At 71.8% G+C, this 15932-nt stretch carries 14 protein-coding genes; 8 read left to right on the plus strand and 6 right to left on the minus strand.

Going from position 1 to position 15932, the window contains the following annotated elements; translation table 11 throughout:
- The first annotated feature begins 102 nt into the window (after positions 1-102).
- Entirely contained in the window at positions 103-2013 is a 1911-nt protein-coding gene (locus EXE57_RS13150) for a sodium:solute symporter family protein (RefSeq protein WP_135078197.1), read from the plus strand.
- A 33-nt stretch (positions 2014-2046) separates the two neighbouring features.
- Here EXE57_RS13150 and EXE57_RS13155 read toward each other — a convergent pair whose 3' ends face one another.
- From EXE57_RS13155 to EXE57_RS13165, 3 genes are read right to left on the minus strand one after another with little or no spacing between them, the layout of a single operon-like run.
- Positions 2047-3063, minus strand: coding sequence for a LacI family DNA-binding transcriptional regulator (locus EXE57_RS13155; protein ID WP_135078199.1), 1017 nt, complete (start codon positions 3061-3063; stop codon positions 2047-2049).
- Positions 3064-3073: 10 nt separating this feature from the next.
- Positions 3074-4273 carry an MFS transporter gene (locus EXE57_RS13160; protein WP_244246826.1) on the minus strand — a complete coding sequence of 400 codons (1200 nt, stop codon included), beginning with the start codon at positions 4271-4273 and terminating at the stop codon, positions 3074-3076.
- A 3-nt stretch (positions 4274-4276) separates the two neighbouring features.
- Entirely contained in the window at positions 4277-5218 is a 942-nt protein-coding gene (locus EXE57_RS13165; protein WP_135078201.1) for a substrate-binding domain-containing protein, read from the minus strand.
- A gap of 152 nt (positions 5219-5370) precedes the next feature.
- Here EXE57_RS13165 and EXE57_RS13170 point away from each other — a divergent pair, with 152 nt between their 5' ends.
- Genes EXE57_RS13170 through EXE57_RS13185 form a run of 4 tightly spaced genes read left to right on the plus strand, consistent with a single transcriptional unit; the run spans position 5371 to position 10204 of the window.
- Positions 5371-6495 (plus strand): alpha/beta hydrolase family protein, encoded by a 1125-nt coding sequence (locus EXE57_RS13170; RefSeq protein WP_135078203.1) that lies wholly within the window; start codon positions 5371-5373, stop codon positions 6493-6495.
- Positions 6496-6497: 2 nt separating this feature from the next.
- Positions 6498-7460 (plus strand): NAD(P)-dependent oxidoreductase, encoded by a 963-nt coding sequence (locus EXE57_RS13175; RefSeq protein WP_135078205.1) that lies wholly within the window; start codon positions 6498-6500, stop codon positions 7458-7460.
- A 13-nt stretch (positions 7461-7473) separates the two neighbouring features.
- Positions 7474-8727, plus strand: coding sequence for a M24 family metallopeptidase (locus EXE57_RS13180; protein WP_135078207.1), 1254 nt, complete (start codon positions 7474-7476; stop codon positions 8725-8727).
- Between the two features lie 16 nt (positions 8728-8743).
- Entirely contained in the window at positions 8744-10204 is a 1461-nt protein-coding gene (locus EXE57_RS13185) for an NAD-dependent succinate-semialdehyde dehydrogenase (RefSeq protein WP_135078209.1), read from the plus strand.
- Between the two features lie 3 nt (positions 10205-10207).
- On the opposite strand, the gene zwf is transcribed toward EXE57_RS13185, so the two are convergent.
- The 3 genes from zwf to EXE57_RS13200 form a co-directional block, all read right to left on the minus strand.
- Positions 10208-11656, minus strand: a complete 1449-nt coding sequence (gene zwf, locus EXE57_RS13190; RefSeq protein WP_135078211.1) for a glucose-6-phosphate dehydrogenase — start codon at positions 11654-11656, stop codon at positions 10208-10210.
- Positions 11657-11717: 61 nt separating this feature from the next.
- Entirely contained in the window at positions 11718-13409 is a 1692-nt protein-coding gene (locus tag EXE57_RS13195; protein ID WP_135078213.1) for an amidohydrolase, read from the minus strand.
- Positions 13410-13603: 194 nt separating this feature from the next.
- Complete coding sequence (locus EXE57_RS13200; protein WP_135078215.1) at positions 13604-13972, minus strand: nuclear transport factor 2 family protein; 369 nt, start codon at positions 13970-13972, stop codon at positions 13604-13606.
- Between the two features lie 74 nt (positions 13973-14046).
- On the opposite strand from EXE57_RS13200, the gene EXE57_RS13205 reads away from it, so the two are divergent.
- The 3 genes from EXE57_RS13205 to EXE57_RS13215 all read left to right on the plus strand — a co-directional run bounded on the left by EXE57_RS13205 (position 14047) and on the right by EXE57_RS13215 (position 15882).
- Positions 14047-14814: a class I SAM-dependent methyltransferase gene (locus EXE57_RS13205; protein ID WP_135078217.1), complete on the plus strand. Its 768-nt coding sequence runs from the start codon at positions 14047-14049 to the stop codon at positions 14812-14814.
- Positions 14815-14896: 82 nt separating this feature from the next.
- Positions 14897-15355, plus strand: a complete 459-nt coding sequence (locus tag EXE57_RS13210) for a GNAT family N-acetyltransferase (RefSeq protein WP_135078219.1) — start codon at positions 14897-14899, stop codon at positions 15353-15355.
- Between the two features lie 65 nt (positions 15356-15420).
- Positions 15421-15882, plus strand: a complete 462-nt coding sequence (locus EXE57_RS13215) for a MerR family transcriptional regulator (RefSeq protein WP_135078221.1) — start codon at positions 15421-15423, stop codon at positions 15880-15882.
- Positions 15883-15932: the final 50 nt, after the last annotated feature.

The following is a 15932-nucleotide window of genomic DNA, read 5'->3' on the forward strand; positions in this document are numbered from 1 at the left end:
GGTTGACGAGAGTGGGTCGCGTCACATAATACTACGTAGTATCACTCCACAGGACCACCGACCAGAGCTCGGTGGTCGGGCCCTCGGGAGGCGCACCCCACCATGAGCTCAGCCATCACGATCGTCCTCGTCTACTTCGCCCTCATGCTGGGGATCGGGGCCTGGGCCAGGTCCCGGGTCACCTCGTCCAAGGACTTCCTGGTCGCGGGCCAGACGCTGGGCTTCCTCGTCATGGCCGTCGGCACGTTCTCCTCGATCCAGAGCGGTTTCGGCATGATCGGCCACACGGCCAACACCTATGCGTGGGGCGTCCAGGCCCTGGTGGCCGCCGCCTTGTTCGTGCCGCTGTCGTTCGCCCTGTCCTGGTTCCTGCTCGGGAGCCGGCTCTACCGCCTCGCGCGCCACCACGACGTGTACTCGGTGCCCGACGTGATCCGGCTCAGGTACCCGGGACGGGCGGCCCACCTGTCCATGTCAGTGGCGATGTTCGTGGGGTCGGTCGCCTACATGACGGCGCAGGTGACCGCGATCGGCGTCATCATGAGCCTGATCTTCGGTACCTCGGTGACGGTCGGGGCCATCGTGGGTTCGGCGGTGGTGGCCCTGTACACGGTCGTCGGCGGGATGCTGGCCGGAGCCTGGACCGACTTCGTCCAGGGTCTGCTGATGGTCGCGATGTCGGTGGGCGTCTTCGTCGTCTCCACGAACACCCTCGGCGGGTGGGGAGCCACGCTCGACACCATCGCCGCGCAGGACGTGTCGTTCCTCAGGCTCGACGGGAGCCAGCCACTGACCTACGTGTTCACGTTCGTCCTGCTCGCGATCCTCGGCGCGGCAGCCCAACCCCAGCTGGTCACCAAGTTCCTCATGCTGCGCTCCCCCTCGGAGCTGAAGTGGGGGGCGCTCGTGGCGGCGGTCGCGTACGCCGTGACGACCCTGTTCGCGCTGGGGATCGGGCTGACGATGCGCGGCCTCACCATGACCGGGCGGGCGCCCGAGCTCGACAACATCGACAACACCGCCACCTGGTACCTCGACAGCATGGTCTCGCCCGCCTTCGCCGGGTTCGTGCTCGCCGGGCTCCTGGCCGCCATCATGTCCAGCGCCAACTCCTTCATCGCGGTCGGCGCCTCGGCCCTGATGCGCGACCTGACCGGCGCCCTCGGGATCACCGTCCGCCACGAACTGCGGTGGGCGCGCATCGCCAGCACCTTCGTCGTCCTGTGCTCGCTGGTCTTCGCCCTCTACCTGAGCCAGGTCGTCTTCATCCTCGGGGCCATCGGTTGGGCGGCGTTCGCTGCCGCGATCTTCGGGCCGCTGGTGCTGGGCCTCTACTGGCGTCGCGCGACAGCGCTCGCCACCACCGTGGCGGTCACCTTCGGCATCGTGGCCAACCTCCTCGTGACGATCCTGACCACCGAGGGAGTGCTCACGCTGCCGGCCTACTTCCAGGCCGGTGGGGCGGTCATCTGCCTGGGGATCCTGATCTTCGTGGCGCTGTCGGTCGCGGTGCCCTCCGCGGATTCGTCCCGACAGTTCGTCGAGCTCGGTGTCAGCGCGTCCGACGGGCTCGGCGGACACCCCCGCCGCGTCGACACACTGGTGGCCGTCGCCTTCCTCACCATCGGTGCCGCCACGGCCGGCATGGTCTGGGACTGGTGGCAGCCGGTCTACTACGCCGTCCCGGTCCTCACCACGTCGATGATGCTGCTCGGCGCACTCAACCGGGCCGGTCGCTGGTCCCGGTCGTCGGTCACCCAGATCGCGCTCTTCGGTGCCGCAACGCTGGTCCTGTTCGCCGCCGCCCACGCCACGGCGGAGGGCACCGGCACGATCGGCGGGCTGCCCACGACGACGGCACTGTTCTTCTACGTGCTCTGGCCGTTGACCACGGTCGTGCCCTCGCTGATCTTCGTCTCGGTCTACCGGGGATGGCTCCGGCACGACCTCGTCGACCTGCCGACCGCAGGTCCGGCGCAGGCTTCCCTCGAGGGACGGCGGGTCTCGCCGTGACCGTGGTGCCTGCGGACCACGCGGGTTGCGAGGTCAGGGCGGTGGCGCCGTCGATCCCCGGACCACCAGCGACAGCGGCAGCAGCACCGACCGTGCGGCCCGGTCCGGGTCGGCGATCGCGTCGAGGAGCAGCCGCGCGGCCTCGGCGCCGATCTGCTGGTGCGGGATCGCGATGGTCGTCAGCGGCGGGGCCAGCTTGTCGAGGAACGGCATGTCGTTGAAGCCGACGATGCTCAGCTCCCCGGGGCAGGAGATCCCGCGCTCGGCGAGCACGTCGTAGCAGCCGAGGGCGATCAGGTCGTTGCCCGCGAAGACCGCGGTGAAGGACTCGCCGGCGTCGAGCAGGGAGCGGAGCGCGGCGGCACCCGCCTCCTCGGTCCAGTAGTCGCAGGGCACGGCCAGCGACGGGTCGTCGGCGAGCCCGAGGTCGCGCACCGTGCCGCGGAACGCGCGGGCGCGCGCCACCCCCGTGGAGGTCGCCACGGGTCCCGCCAGGTGGGCGATCCGCTCGTGGCCGAGCGAGGCGAGGTGCTCCACGGCCAGCTGCACGCCGGTGGCGTCGTCGGGCGTGATCGACGGGACGTCGACCCCCTCCGGCCGCCGGTTGACCATCACCATCGGCACGCCCTCGCGGTGCAGCTGCTCGAGGAGCGGGTGGTCGAGCATGGCCGTCGCCACGATCAGTCCCTCGACCTGCCGGGAACGCAGCAGGTCGATCTGGGCGCGCTCCCGGTGGGGGTCGTTGTCGGTGTTGACGATCAGCCCGCTGTAGCCGGCGGGTTCGAGGACGTCCTCGATCCCCCGCACGATCGGCGGGAAGAGCGGGTTGGTGAGGTCGGGGATGACCAGGCCGATGGTCCCTGACTTCGCGGTCTTGAGGCTGCGCGCGATCGGGTTCGGGCGGTAGCCGAGCGACTCGGCCACCCGGATCACGCGCTTGGCGGTGTCGGCGTTGACCAGCCCCCGGGTGGCGGGGTTGAGCGCCCGCGAGGCGGTGGCGGCGTGCACGCCCGCGGCCTCGGCCACGTCGCGCAGGGTCGGTGTCGACATGCCGGTGAGCCTAGTCGTCGGAGGTTCCGGCAGCGCGCTGCCCGGGGGAGGGGTTGCGCCACCGCCACCGGCCCCAGGTGGCCGCCACGCCGAGGGGTACGGCGATGGCCGCCCCCGCGAGGAAGATCAGGTCGTAGCGACCCGCCTCGGCGGGTGCGGCCACCAGGGCGGCCGTGAGCGCGCTGCCCGCGAACAGCGCCCCGGCGAACAGCGAGATCACCGTGGCGCGGGCCCCCGGCAGCACCTCGGTCGCCCAGGTCTGCAGGGTGGAGTGCATCGACACCCAGGCGACGCCGACCAGCAGCGCCGCGCCGGCCGCGGCGAAGGGGCCCTGCGAGAGGGCGAGCAGCAGCATCGACACCACGAGCACCAGCGATCCGCCGCCGAGCAGCCAGGCAGGGTGGCGTCGCATCGAGACGGTGCGCACCATGCGTGAGCTGAGGTAGACCGAGACGCCGTAGACGCCGGTCAGGAGGCCGGCGAGCGTGCTGGTCGCGCCGGCGGCCTCACTGGCAGGCGGCAGCACGGTCAGCGTCCCCAGCAGCACCATCCCCTCCACGAACGAGAGCGCCAGGACGAACAGCGTGACGCGGGACCGGGCGACCGCACCGAGCATGGCCAGCGGCGTCGGGCGGGGGCCGTCCGGCTGCTCCGGCTCCGGCAGCCTGCGCAGGATCACGACCAGCACCAGGGCAGCGCCCCCGGTCGCGACGAACCCGAGCCGCCACGACGTCACGTCCGCCAGCAGCCCCGCCCCGGCGGAGGCGAGGGCAGCACCCAGGGCGACGCCGACCATCAGGCGCGCGATCGCGGGCTGACGCACCCCGAGCGGGACGGTGTCCCCGACGTAGATGAGGGTCGAGGGGTAGGCGGCCCCGAAGAAGCCGCCGGCGACGGCCCGGCTGATGCCGAGCAGCAGCGGGGTGGCGACGAAGGCGGAGCCGATGCTCGCCAGCCCGGCGAGCAGCAGGGTCAGGCGCAGGGTGCGGACCCGGCCCACGCGATCGGACACGACACCCCAGACGGGCTGCATGACGCCGTACGCCAGGAAGTACGCGCCGGCGGCCTGCACGGCCGCCGACAGGGGGATGCCGAGGTCGAGCGAGATGGCCACCAGCATGGGCGGCATCACGAAGCGGTCTGTGGTGCTGACGAAGGTGGTGACCTGCAGCAACCCGATGTGAGATCCGTCGTGGGGTCGGCGTGCCACCCCTCACCCCCGGCCGGCGGCCGTGGCGAGCAGGCCGCGCCCGGGGTCGAGGGCGCCGTCCCAGGGATCGGCGGTGCCGGGAGCCTCCGGCAGGTAGCGGCGGCGCAGCGAGATCAGGGTGGCCAGTGCCTCGAGGTCGACCTCACCGGACGTGAGCCCCTCGGCGGGGTCCTTGAGCTTCTCGGTGTAGCGGCGCCCCAGCGCGCCCTCGAGCCCGAGCACCTCACCGGCGGCCGCGCTCGTCTCGTCGTCCAGCTCACCGGCGAGCACGCGGCGGGCGGTCGCGGCGAGCGCGTCGCCGAGCCGGGTGGCGCTGTCGAGGTGCGCGGTCCCGAGGACCGCCACGACGGTGCCGAGGTAGGGGGAGCAGTGCTCCGAGGCGGCAGCGAGCAGGTGGCAGCCGGCTGCCTCGGCCCGGATCTCGTTGCCGGCGTTGAGCATCGTCGCGTCGCAGCGGCCGTCGAGGAGCGCCTCGAGCCGGCGTGGCGTGGACCCGAGGGTCTCGAGCCGGTAGACCTCCCGCCCCACGCCCAGGGCGTCGGCGAGGGCGTACAGGGCCAGTGCGAAGCCGGACACCGGCACGTCCACCCCCATCACGGCCCCACGCAGCTGGTCGGGACGGTCCAGCCCCGGTCGCGCGTAGAGGCCCAGGCCGACTCCGCGGTCGATCCCGGAGACGATCGAGACGTCGAGCAGCGTCCCGAGCGGGTTGCCGGGGGAGAACCGGTACGCGAGCACGTTGTCGGGGCTGGTGATCGCGACGTCGAGCTCGCCGTCGCGCAGCGAGGCGAACTGCGCCGGCGACGAGGTCACCGGCCGCTCGTCGACGTCGAGCCCCGCGGCGGCGAGGGCTCCGGTGGTCCGCGCGACGGCGAGCAGCACCGACGGCGTGAAGGTGCCCACGGTCAGGACGGTGGGCGGGTCCGGGGGCCGCGAGGCTGTCATGGCTGGCGAGTGTAGTGCATTCGATTGCAGACACGCCGTTCCGCTGCTCCCACGCAAGAATCGTTGTCTTGACAGCCCCCTTCCCGGTGAGCAAGGCTGCACTCGATTGCATCGTGCCCACGACCGCGTGCCGAGCAACGGGAGGAGTGGTGATGTCGCAAGACGAGCGGGTGGCCTCGGCCATCGCGCACTGGGGTCCCCGGTTCACCGTCAACGGCGTGACCGAGGCCGACTTCACCCGGGTGACCGCCGGTCTCGAGCGGTGGGAGGACTGGTGCGCGGCCTGGAGCCTGGCCGGGTCGGTCCACGAGGACCTCGGCCGGCAGGCGCTCGCGGACGGGCGCACCCGCTCGGCGGGCGGCCACCTCGCCCGGGCCGCGGTCTACCACCACTTCGCGAAGTTCGTCTTCGTCGTCGACCCCGACCAGATGCGCGCTGCGCACGCGCGAGCCGTCGGCTGCCTCACCGACGCGCTGCCCCACCTCGACCCGCCCGGCCGGCGGGTCTGCATCCCCTTCGAGGGGAGCCGCCTGGTGGCCGTGGTCCGTACCCCGCGTGGGGCCGGGCCCCACCCCGTCGTGGTCCTGGTCCCCGGGCTGGACTCCACCAAGGAGGAGCTCGGCTCCACCGAGCAGACCTTCCTCGACCGTGGCCTCGCCACCTTCACGCTCGACGGTCCCGGCCAGGGCGAGGCGGAGTACGACCTCGCGATCCGCGGTGACTGGGCGCCCGTCGCCGAAGCGGTGTGGTCGACGGTGCGCGACGAGCCCGATCTCGACCAGGCCCGCCTGGCCGTCTGGGGGGTCAGCCTCGGCGGCTACTACGCCGCCCGGGTGGCGGCCGCGCTGGGCGATCGCGTCTCCGCCTGCGTGACCCTGGGCGGTCCGTTCTGCTTCGGCGAGTGCTGGGACGGGCTTCCGCAGCTGACCCGCGACACCTTCCGGCTGCGCTCCGGCGCCGCGAGCGACGACGAGGCGCGTGCGGTGGCGCTGACCCTCGACCTCGCCGACGTGGTCGACGACCTGGTCGCACCGCTGCTCGTCGTCTTCGGACGCCGTGACCGGCTGATCCCCTGGGAGCAGGCGGACCGGTTGCACCTGCGGGCCGCCGGGCCGGCCACGCTGCTGATGCTCGAGGACGGCAACCACGGCTGCGCCAACGTGGCCGACCAGCACCGCCCACGGACGGCTGACTGGCTGGTCGCCCGGCTTGCCGGCGGTCCCGAGCCGAGCCTCACCGACGTCGCTCCGACCCCCTCGATGACGAAAGCAGGATGACCATGGACACCTCCGACGCTGCCACCCCCGGCACCGTTCGTGTCGGCTGGATCGGAGCCGGCCGGATGGGCGCCGCCATGGCGTCGCGACTGGCGAGGGCAGGCGAGGACGTCACGGTCTGGAACCGCACGCGGTCCAAGGCCGAGGCGCTCACCGAGGTCGGGTGCACCGTCGCCGACACGATCGCGGACCTGCGCGGCCACGACGTCGTCTTCACGATGGTCTCCACGCCGGCCGACCTGGAGCAGGTGCTGACCGGCCCCGACGGGCTGCTCGCCGACCCGGACCAGGTCCCCGGCGCCGTCGTCGACTGCTCGACGGTCTCGACCGAGTCGTCCGCGGCGATGCGGGCGGCGTGCGCGGAGCGTGGCGTCGACTTCCTCGCCTCGCCGGTGAGCGGCAACGGCAAGGTCGTGCGCGCCGGGGGGCTGAGCCTCGTGGTCTCCGGGCCGGAGGAGACCTACGAGCGGGTGGCGCCGCTGCTCGCCCACCTCGGGAAGGGCGCGACGTACGTCGGCGAGGGCGACGTCGCCCGGCTCGCCAAGATCTGCCACAACCTGATGCTCGGGGTGGTCACCCAGTGCATGGCCGAGGTGACGGTGCTCGCCGAGAAGGGCGGCATGCCGCGGGCGGCCTTCCTGGAGTTCCTCAACAACTCGGTGATGGGCTCGGTGTTCACCCGCTACAAGAGCCCGGCCTTCGTGCACCTCGACTACACGCCGACCTTCACACCGATCCTGCTGCGCAAGGACTTCGACCTCGGCTTCCAGGCCGCCCACGAGCTCGACGTCCCGATGCCGGTCGCGGCGGCCACCGCTGCCGCCGTGCAGGCCAGCGTGAGCAGTGGTCGGGTCGAGGAGGACTTCGCGATCCTGCTGGACCAGCAGGCCGCGGCGTCGGGGATCACCCTCAAGCCCGAGGACGCGCCGGTCGACGACGGGCTCTCCGCCGCCGACGAGGCGTGAGGCGGAGGCGGCGATGAGCACCACAGGGCCGTCCGGGAGGCTCTCGGCACCCGGCCACATGGGGGTCGACTACGAGGAGCGGGTCGACTTCGACCGGCTCCGGCGCTACCGCATCGAGCGGGCCCGAGCGGCGCTCGAGTCGAGCGAGTGCGGGGCGTTCCTGCTCTTCGACTTCTACAACATCCGCTACACCACCCACACCTGGATCGGCGGCGCCCTCGGCGACAAGATGATCCGCTACGTCCTGCTCGCGCGTGGCAAGGACCCGGTGCTGTGGGACTTCGGGTCGGCGGTCAAGCACCACAAGATCTACTCGCAGTGGGTGCCGGAGGAGAACTACCGGGCCGGCTTCCTCGGGTTCCGCGGCGCCGTGGCGCCGTCGGTGGGCCTGATGCAGACGGCCGTCGCCGAGATCAAGTCGCTGCTCGTCGAGGCCGGGGTCGCCGACCTGCCGGTGGGCCTCGACATCGTCGAGCCGCCCTTCCTGTTCGAGATGGAGCGGCAGGGGCTCCGGGTCGCCGACGCGCAGCAGCTGATGCTCGACGCCCGCGTCATCAAGAACGCCGACGAGGTCATGCTCCTCAACCAGGCGGCCGCGATGGTCGACGGCGTCTACCAGGACATCACCGAGGCGCTGAAGCCCGGCGTGCGCGAGAACCAGATCGTGGCGCTGGCCAACCAGCGCCTCTACGAGATGGGTTCCGACCAGGTCGAGGCGGTCAACGCGATCTCGGGGGAGCGGTGCAACCCGCACCCGCACAACTTCACCGACCGGCTGGTCCGGCCGGGCGACCAGGCGTTCTTCGACATCATCCACTCCTTCAACGGCTACCGGACCTGCTACTACCGGACCTTCGCGGTCGGCAGCAGCACGCCCGCTCAGCGCGACGCCTACACGCGGGCACGGGAGTGGATGGACCGCGGGATCGAGGGCATCAAGGCCGGCGTCGGGACCGACGAGGTCGCCGCGCTGCTGCCGAGGGCCGAGGAGTTCGGGTTCGCCAGCGAGATGGAGGCCTTCGGGCTGCAGTTCGCCCACGGGCTCGGTCTCGGTCTCCACGAGCGGCCGATCATCTCGCGGCTGAACTCCATGAAGGAGCCGGTCGAGCTCGAGGTCGGCATGGTCTTCGCGCTCGAGACGTACTGCCCCGCCAGCGACGGCGTCTCCGCCGCGCGCATCGAGGAGGAGATCGTGATCACCGAGGACGGCCCCCAGGTGATGACCCTCTTCCCGGCGCAGGAGCTCTTCGTCACCAATCCCTACTGACTTTCGAAGGTGTGCCATGGGCGACTTCTCCCTGTCCTCGCTGACCGACCTGCCGCTCGACCTGTGGGTCGGTGGCCGCGCCGTGCCCGCCTCCGACGAGGGACGCTTCGACGTCCTGGACCCGGCGACCGGCGAGGTGCTGACCTCCGTGGCCAACGGCACGGTCGACGACGCGATGGCGTGCGTCGACGCGGCCGCGGCGGCGGCCGAGGCATGGGCGGCGACCGCGCCGCGGCAGCGGGCGGAGGTGCTGCGGCGGGCGTTCGAGCTGATGACCGCGCGGTCCGACGAGCTCGCCCACCTGATCTCGCTCGAGAACGGCAAGGCGCTGCCGGACGCGCGCGGCGAGGTGGCGTACGCCGCGGAGTTCTTCCGCTGGTACGCCGAGGAGGCGGTCCGCGCCGCGGGCTCGGTGATGACGGCGCCGTCCGGTGCCAACCGCATCGTGGTGCTGCAGCAGCCGGTCGGCATCGCGGTGCTGGTGACGCCCTGGAACTTCCCGGCGGCGATGGCGACCCGCAAGATCGGCCCGGCGCTCGCGGCCGGCTGCACGGTGGTGCTGAAGCCGGCCAGCGACACTCCGCTGACGGCTCTCCTGATGGCACGGATCCTCGACGACGCCGGCGTACCGGCGGGCGTGGTCAACGTGCTGCCCGCCCGCCGCTCGGGCGAGGTGGTCTCGGCGATGCTGCACGACCCGCGAGTGCGCAAGCTGTCCTTCACCGGCTCCACCGAGGTCGGGCGGGTGCTGCTGCGCGAGGCGGCCGACCAGGTGGTCAACTGCTCGATGGAGCTGGGCGGCAACGCGCCGTTCCTCGTCTTCGAGGACGCCGACCTCGACGCCGCCGTCGACGGCGCCATGGTCGCCAAGATGCGCAACGCCGGCGAGGCCTGCACGGCCGCCAACCGGTTCTTCGTGCACGCCGACGTGGCGGCCGACTTCTCCCGCCGGCTCGCCGACCGGATGGCGGGCATGGTGGTCGGCCCCGGCACCGACGACGCGACCGAGGTGGGTCCGCTGGTCAACGAGGAGTCGGCGGCCAAGGTCGACGACCTGGTCCGAGGCGCGGTGGCGGCGGGCGCGCAGGTGGTCGTGGGCGGTGGCCGCCCGGAGCGGGAGGGCTTCTACTACTCCCCGACCGTGCTGGTCGACGTCCCGCGTGGCGCCGAGATCCTCGGTGAGGAGATCTTCGGCCCGGTCGCCCCGGTGGTCACGTTCACCGACGAGGACGAGGTGGTGGCGATGGCCAACGACACCGAGTTCGGCCTGGTGTCCTACGTCTACACCGGCGACCTCGCCCGCGGCCTGCGGGTCAGCGAGCGGCTCGACTCCGGGATGGTGGGCCTCAACCGCGGTCTGGTCTCGGACCCGGCCGCCCCCTTCGGTGGCACCAAGCAGTCGGGCATCGGCCGTGAGGGCGGGCACGAGGGCATGCTCGACTACCTGGAGAGCAAGTACGTCGCCGTGTCCTGGTGAGGGTCAGGCGCCGGCGACGTTCGGGTCGCGCCAGCTCCGCTCGAACGGCAGCCGCCAGGTGAACGGCGCCACCAGCTGGTGGATCTGGTTGGGTCCCCACGAGCCGGGGGCGTAGGGCCGGACCACGGTGGGGTTCTCCAGCAGCGGCGTCGAGATCTCCCACAGCCGCTCGATGCCCCGCGCCGAGGTGAACAGGGTGTGGTCACCGCGGGCGGCGTCGTGGATGAGGCGCTCGTACGCCTCGAGCACCGATCCGGCCCAGCCGGTGTCGTGCATCGCGAACTGCATCGACAGCTTGTCCAGCGCCATGCCCGGGCCGGGCTTCTTGCCGTAGAAGGACAGCGACATGCGCGACTGGTCGGCCAGGTCGAAGGTCAGGTGGTCGGGGCCGTGGTCGCCCACCCCGGAACCGGCGGGGAACATCGAGCGCGGCGGCTCCTTGAAGGCGATGGAGATGATCCGCGCCCCCTGCGCCATCCGCTTGCCGGTGCGCAGGTAGAACGGGACGCCGGCCCAGCGCCAGTTGTCGACGTAGCACTTGAGGGCGACGAAGGTCTCGGTCTCGGAGTCGCGGGCGACTCCGTCGAGGTCGCGGTAGCCGACGTACTGGCCCCGGACGACGTCGTGCGGCTCGATGGGCAGCATCGAGCGGAAGACCTTGTTCTTCTCCTCCGAGATCGCCGCCGGCTCCAGCGCGGTGGGCGGCTCCATGGCCGTGAACGCGAGGACCTGGAAGAGATGGGTGACGACCATGTCGCGGTAGGCGCCGGTGGCCTCGTAGAAGCTCGCCCGCTGGGCCAGCCCGAGCTCCTCGGGTACGTCGATCTGGACGTGGTCGATGTGGTGGCGGTGCCAGATCGGCTCGAAGAGCCCGTTGGCGAACCGGAAGGCGAGGATGTTCTGCGCCGCCTCCTTGCCGAGGAAGTGGTCGATCCGGAAGATCTGCTCCTCCTCGAACACCTCGTGCAGCTGCCGGTTCAGCTCGGTCGCCGAGGCGAGGTCGGTGCCGAACGGCTTCTCCATGATGATCCGGCTGCGCTCGACCAGGGCCGCCTCGCGCAGCTGGTCGACCACCGACAACGCCGCCTTGGGCGGGACGCTGAGGTAGTGGAGCCGGCGAGGGTCGGTGCCGTCGGGCCAGGTCGCCTCGACCTCCTCGACGGTCCGGCGCAACCCGGCCGCGCCCTCGGACCCGGGCGCGAAGTGCAGCAGCGGCGCGAACTCCGGCCACGCCTCCTTGTCCCCGTCGTCGCCGCCGAACTCGTCCACGGCCTCCTTCGCGAAGTCGCGGAACGTCTCGGTCGTGTAGTCGTCCAGGGACGTCCCGACGACCCGGATGTCGCGCAACAGCCCGGTCTTGAACAGGTGCAGCAGCCCGGGCAGCAGCTTGCGACGGCTCAGGTCGCCCGTGGCGCCGAAGAGGACGACGGTGGTCGGATGCTCGGAGGGCACGACTCAACAGTAGGGGCTCGGGGCCGGCCGGCGGGGGGACGGCGCGGCCCCGAGCCGGTGGTCAGCCGAGCTTTCCGTAGGGCCCGGCGGAGTAGGAGACCTTGCCGCCGACCACGGTGAGCAGCGGCCTGATCGTGCGGATCCGGTCGTCAGGCACCGTGAAGTAGTCCTGGTCGAGCACCAGCAGGTCGGCGAGCTTGCCGACCTCGAGCGACCCGATCTCTCCTTCCTGGTCGATCGCCCAGTCGCACTCCACGGTCTGGTGGCGCAACGCCTCGAGCCGGGTCAGCTGCTGGTCGGCCGGCACGCCGGGGACGCCCGGCAGCATGGTGTCGCCGGTCGTGACGTACCAGAGGTTCTGGAACGGCTGCCACGGGGCGACGTTCATGGCGTCCGAGGCGAGGCAGAACTTCGCGCCTGCGTCGAGCACCGACTTGTAGCGGGGACCGGTGGCGCCGTTGCGCACTGACGAGAAGGTGAGGATCCACCCCGCGTCGAGGGCGGCTGCCCGGGCGAGCTGCTCGTCCGTGGGCTGGCCGTCCGCCGGGTGGGCGATCCGCCACTCCAGGTCCTCGACCGGCGCCACGGCTGCTGCTGCCTCGAAGCCGGCGAGGATGGCGTCGACGTTGCCCACGTGGGTCTCGAGACTGAGCTGCTTGCGGGCGGCCATGGTCGTGAAGTCGGCGTAGCCGGCGTCGGTGGCCATGGTGTCCTCACCGGGGCCGAGGTACTTGAACCAGTCGTCCCCGAGGAAGCCCACCGCGTTGCGCAGGTCCTCCATCGCTGAGGCCGGTCCGGCGTAGCGCGACATCTGGTGGTAGGCGATCCGCACCGGAAGGCCCTCGTTGCGATAGAGGTACATGCCCGGCTCCTCGCCGTGCAGTCCGTCGCTGATGGCGCCGGTCGTGCCCCAGGGCGCGTTGTTGCCGCCGGCGTCCTTGATCGACGTCAGGCCGCGACTGGCCGCCTCGTCGAGGAAGTCGGAGAGGCAGGCGGCCTCGCCCTCGATGCCCAGCTGGTCGAGCTGCGCGCGGATCGCGGTCCCGGCCGCGGTGTTGGCGGCACCGGAGATCCCGCCGGTCGGATTGCCCGATCCGTCGACCTCGACCCCGGGGTCGCCCGCCCCGAGGCCGATCGCGTCGAGGGCGGCCTGGTTGACCCGGGCGCCGGTGATGCCGGACCCGGTGACCCAGACGGGGTTGTCGGGCGCGGCGGCACTGAGCTCGGCGAGGGTGAACGGAGCCGGGTCGTCGAGCTGGCCGATGTTCCAGCCACCGGCGGTGGTCCAGATCCAGGCGCCAGCGGGCAGGGACGCGGCCTTGTCGGCGTACGCGGCGAGCGCGTCCGCCCGGGTGGTGACCTGGTCGAGGCGCACGGTCTGGGTCCAGCAGTGGTAGCCGGTGCGCAGGGCGTGGAGGTGGCCCTCGATCAGGCCGGGGATGACCCGCCGCCCGTCGAGGTCGACGACCTCGGTGCCCTTGCCGGCGAGCTTGCGGACGGTCCTGTCCGAGCCGACCTGCACGATGCGGCCGTCGGTGATGGCGAGCGCCGACACCGTCCGGTTGGCGTCGTCGAGCATGGAGATCTTGCCGTCCAGGAGCACCATGTCTGCTGGTCGCTGGGCGGAGGCGTCAGGCGTGGCGCGGCGGGAGCTGTCTGGCCCGGCGCTGGCGACGATGGAGGCCGAGGTGGCCAGCACCAGCGTGGAGGCCAGCACGACCGTGCCCCGCCAGGGAACTGCGATCTTCTTCATGTCGGAACCGCTTGCTTTCTTCCCGCATGGATGACTGCAAACGTATGCAGCAGTAGCAACTTGTGACGCTAGCCACACGGCGAGAACGTGTCAACGGCGGGCTGTACAGGTCCCTCCGGTCTTACAACCGTGTGCGAACGTGTCACATGCTCGCGTGCTGACACAGGTGCTCGTCCTGCTCTCCCGCGAGCGCGTCATTCCGCGGTCAGGTACAGCGCGTTCACGATCAGCCAGCCGTCGGCGAACCGGGCCAGGTGGAGGTACTCGTCGAAGGGCTCGGAGTGCACCTTCACCGTCGCGATGTCCCGGACGACGTCCAGGACCGTCACCTCCTGCCACGGGACGAAGCCGGTCCCCTCGCCCCCGGCGGTGTCGGCGACGAGGGTCTCGACCGGGTCCTCGTGCAGCGCCAGGGAGTGCGTGCCTGGTGCCGCGCGGGTCCGCTTCGCCAGTGCTGGGTGCAGCACCGCACGCATCCGATCACCGTCGCCGGCGAACCACGCCTGGAAGTACTCCGTGGCGACCTCGGTGACGGCGTCCACGTCCTCCGACCGGCTGCCCATGGCCCGCCTCCTCCGGTGTCGACCGTACCGACGGGACGGGACGCTGAGTAGCCTCGCGGACCTAGCATGACCGGATGGCCGAGGTCAGCGACTCCGACAAGGCGCTGAACCGGGCCCTGTGGGCGGTGGTGAACGAGCGCTTCACCGACGCGGCCGCCGCGGACATGTGGTCGCGGCCGGAGACCGTCTGGGGACTCTTCTCCGTCCCGGAGCGGGAGCTGGGAGTCCTGGGGGAGGTGCGCGGACTCGACGTCGCGGAGCTGGCCTGCGGCACCGCCTACTTCTCCGCGTGGCTCGCCCGGGCCGGTGCGCGGACGGTCGCGGTGGACCTCTCGCACGAGCAGCTCACGACTGCGCGGAGGATGCAGGCCCAGGTCGGACCGGCGTTCCCGCTCGTCCAGGGTGACGGGGAGCGGGTCCCCCTGCGCAGCGGCGCCTACGACCTGGTGGTGAGCGAGCACGGAGCGGCCGCGTGGTGTGATCCGGAGCGCTGGCTGCCCGAGGCCGCCAGGCTGCTCCGACCGGGAGGACGGCTGGTCTTCCTGACCAACAGCCTCCTCTCGGCACTGTGCGTCCCGCTCGAGGAGGGCGTCGCCGGCGAGCGACTGCTCCGCGGTCAGCGTGAGGCGTACCGGGTGCGGTGGCCCGGCGGTGGGGCCGAGTTCCACCCCTCGCACGGGGACTGGGTGCGGTTGCTGCGCGGATCCGGCTTCGTGGTCGCGGCCCTGCGCGAGGTCTACGCGCCGGCACAGGCGCACGACCACACGTTCTACGAGATCGTGTCGAAGGACTGGGCGACCCGGTGGCCGGCCGAGGAGGTGTGGGTGGCGGTCCGCCGGTGACGCAGGGCAGGCGCCCGGCCGGCTCGCTGCCGGGGGGAGAACGCGGGTGCCGGATCGGCGGCCGGCGCAGTACGTTCACGGCATGACCTCGCACGCGTTCGTGCCCGCAGGCTTCGAGGCGCCCACCTCGCTCGCCACCGACCAGTTCCGCCTCGAACCCCTGGGCCCCCAGCACAACGGGGCCGACCATGCCGCCTGGACCTCGAGCATCGAGCACATCCGCTCCACCGCCGGGTATCCGGACGGCACCTGGCCCCCGCTCGGCGGCATGACGCTGGAGGAGAACCTCGGTGACCTCCGTCGCCACGCGGACGACTTCGCGCGTGGAGCCGGCTTCACCTTCACCGTCCTCGACCCGGGTGACGACGACGTCATCGGGTGCGTCTACCTGTATCCCTCGCACTCCGAGGACTGGGACGTCACGGTGCAGTCCTGGGTACGGGCCGACCGCTCGGCGCTCGACGTCCCCCTCGCCGACGCCGTCGCCCGCTGGCTCGCCACGGACTGGCCCTGGGAGCGCGTGGACCGCTGCGGTCGCTAGGAGGCGACAGATGTGGGCGAGGACAGCTTTGACTTCGAGTACTTGAAGTTCCTACGGTCGAGGACGTGAGCACACGAGCTGCCCGGCGCACCTTCTCCATCAAGGAGGCGGCCGCGCTGACCGGTCTTCCGGCCAGCACGCTGCGCTACTACGAGTCGATCGGCGTGATCGCGCCGGTCAGCCGCGGCGCGAGCAGCGGGCACCGTGTCTACGACGACGCGGACCTCGACCAGCTGATGTGGATCGCCTGCCTCGCCGCGACCGGGATGTCCGTGGCCGACATGAAGACGTACGTCGCCAACGGCCGACTCGGTGCGGAGGCGGCGGGCGAGCAGGTCGATCTCCTCGCCGGGCAGGAGCGTCGGCTCGCAGCCGAGGCCGAGCAGCTCGCGCTGCGCCAGCAGTACGTCCGGATCAAGATCGACTACTGGAAGGCCGTCGGGGCGGGTGACACCGCCCGGGCCGACCGGCTCTCGGGCAGGGCCCGCGCCCTGGCCGACGAGCTCAAGCAGTCCGGCTCGCGGTAGCCCCGCACACCCAGGACGTCCAGACCACCCAACCCCCCACGGGAGGAACC

It is taken from the genome of Nocardioides euryhalodurans, from assembly GCF_004564375.1.
Classification (GTDB): Bacteria; Actinomycetota; Actinomycetes; order Propionibacteriales; family Nocardioidaceae; genus Nocardioides; species Nocardioides euryhalodurans.

Excerpts from the sequence above, each read along its gene's own strand:
- EXE57_RS13195 (WP_135078213.1), bottom strand. The coding sequence starts at position 13,409 with ATGAAGAAGATCGCAGTTCCCTGGCGGGGCACGGTCGTGCTGGCCTCC.
- EXE57_RS13180 (WP_135078207.1), top strand. The coding sequence starts at position 7,474 with ATGAGCACCACAGGGCCGTCCGGGAGGCTCTCGGCACCCGGCCACATG.
- EXE57_RS13155 (WP_135078199.1), bottom strand. The coding sequence starts at position 3,063 with ATGTCGACACCGACCCTGCGCGACGTGGCCGAGGCCGCGGGCGTGCAC.
- EXE57_RS13185 (WP_135078209.1), top strand. The coding sequence starts at position 8,744 with ATGGGCGACTTCTCCCTGTCCTCGCTGACCGACCTGCCGCTCGACCTG.
- EXE57_RS13170 (WP_135078203.1), top strand. The coding sequence starts at position 5,371 with ATGTCGCAAGACGAGCGGGTGGCCTCGGCCATCGCGCACTGGGGTCCC.
- EXE57_RS13150 (WP_135078197.1), top strand. The coding sequence starts at position 103 with ATGAGCTCAGCCATCACGATCGTCCTCGTCTACTTCGCCCTCATGCTG.
- EXE57_RS13175 (WP_135078205.1), top strand. The coding sequence starts at position 6,498 with ATGGACACCTCCGACGCTGCCACCCCCGGCACCGTTCGTGTCGGCTGG.
- EXE57_RS13205 (WP_135078217.1), top strand. The coding sequence starts at position 14,047 with ATGGCCGAGGTCAGCGACTCCGACAAGGCGCTGAACCGGGCCCTGTGG.
- EXE57_RS13200 (WP_135078215.1), bottom strand. The coding sequence starts at position 13,972 with ATGGGCAGCCGGTCGGAGGACGTGGACGCCGTCACCGAGGTCGCCACG.
- EXE57_RS13210 (WP_135078219.1), top strand. The coding sequence starts at position 14,897 with ATGACCTCGCACGCGTTCGTGCCCGCAGGCTTCGAGGCGCCCACCTCG.
- EXE57_RS13165 (WP_135078201.1), bottom strand. The coding sequence starts at position 5,218 with ATGACAGCCTCGCGGCCCCCGGACCCGCCCACCGTCCTGACCGTGGGC.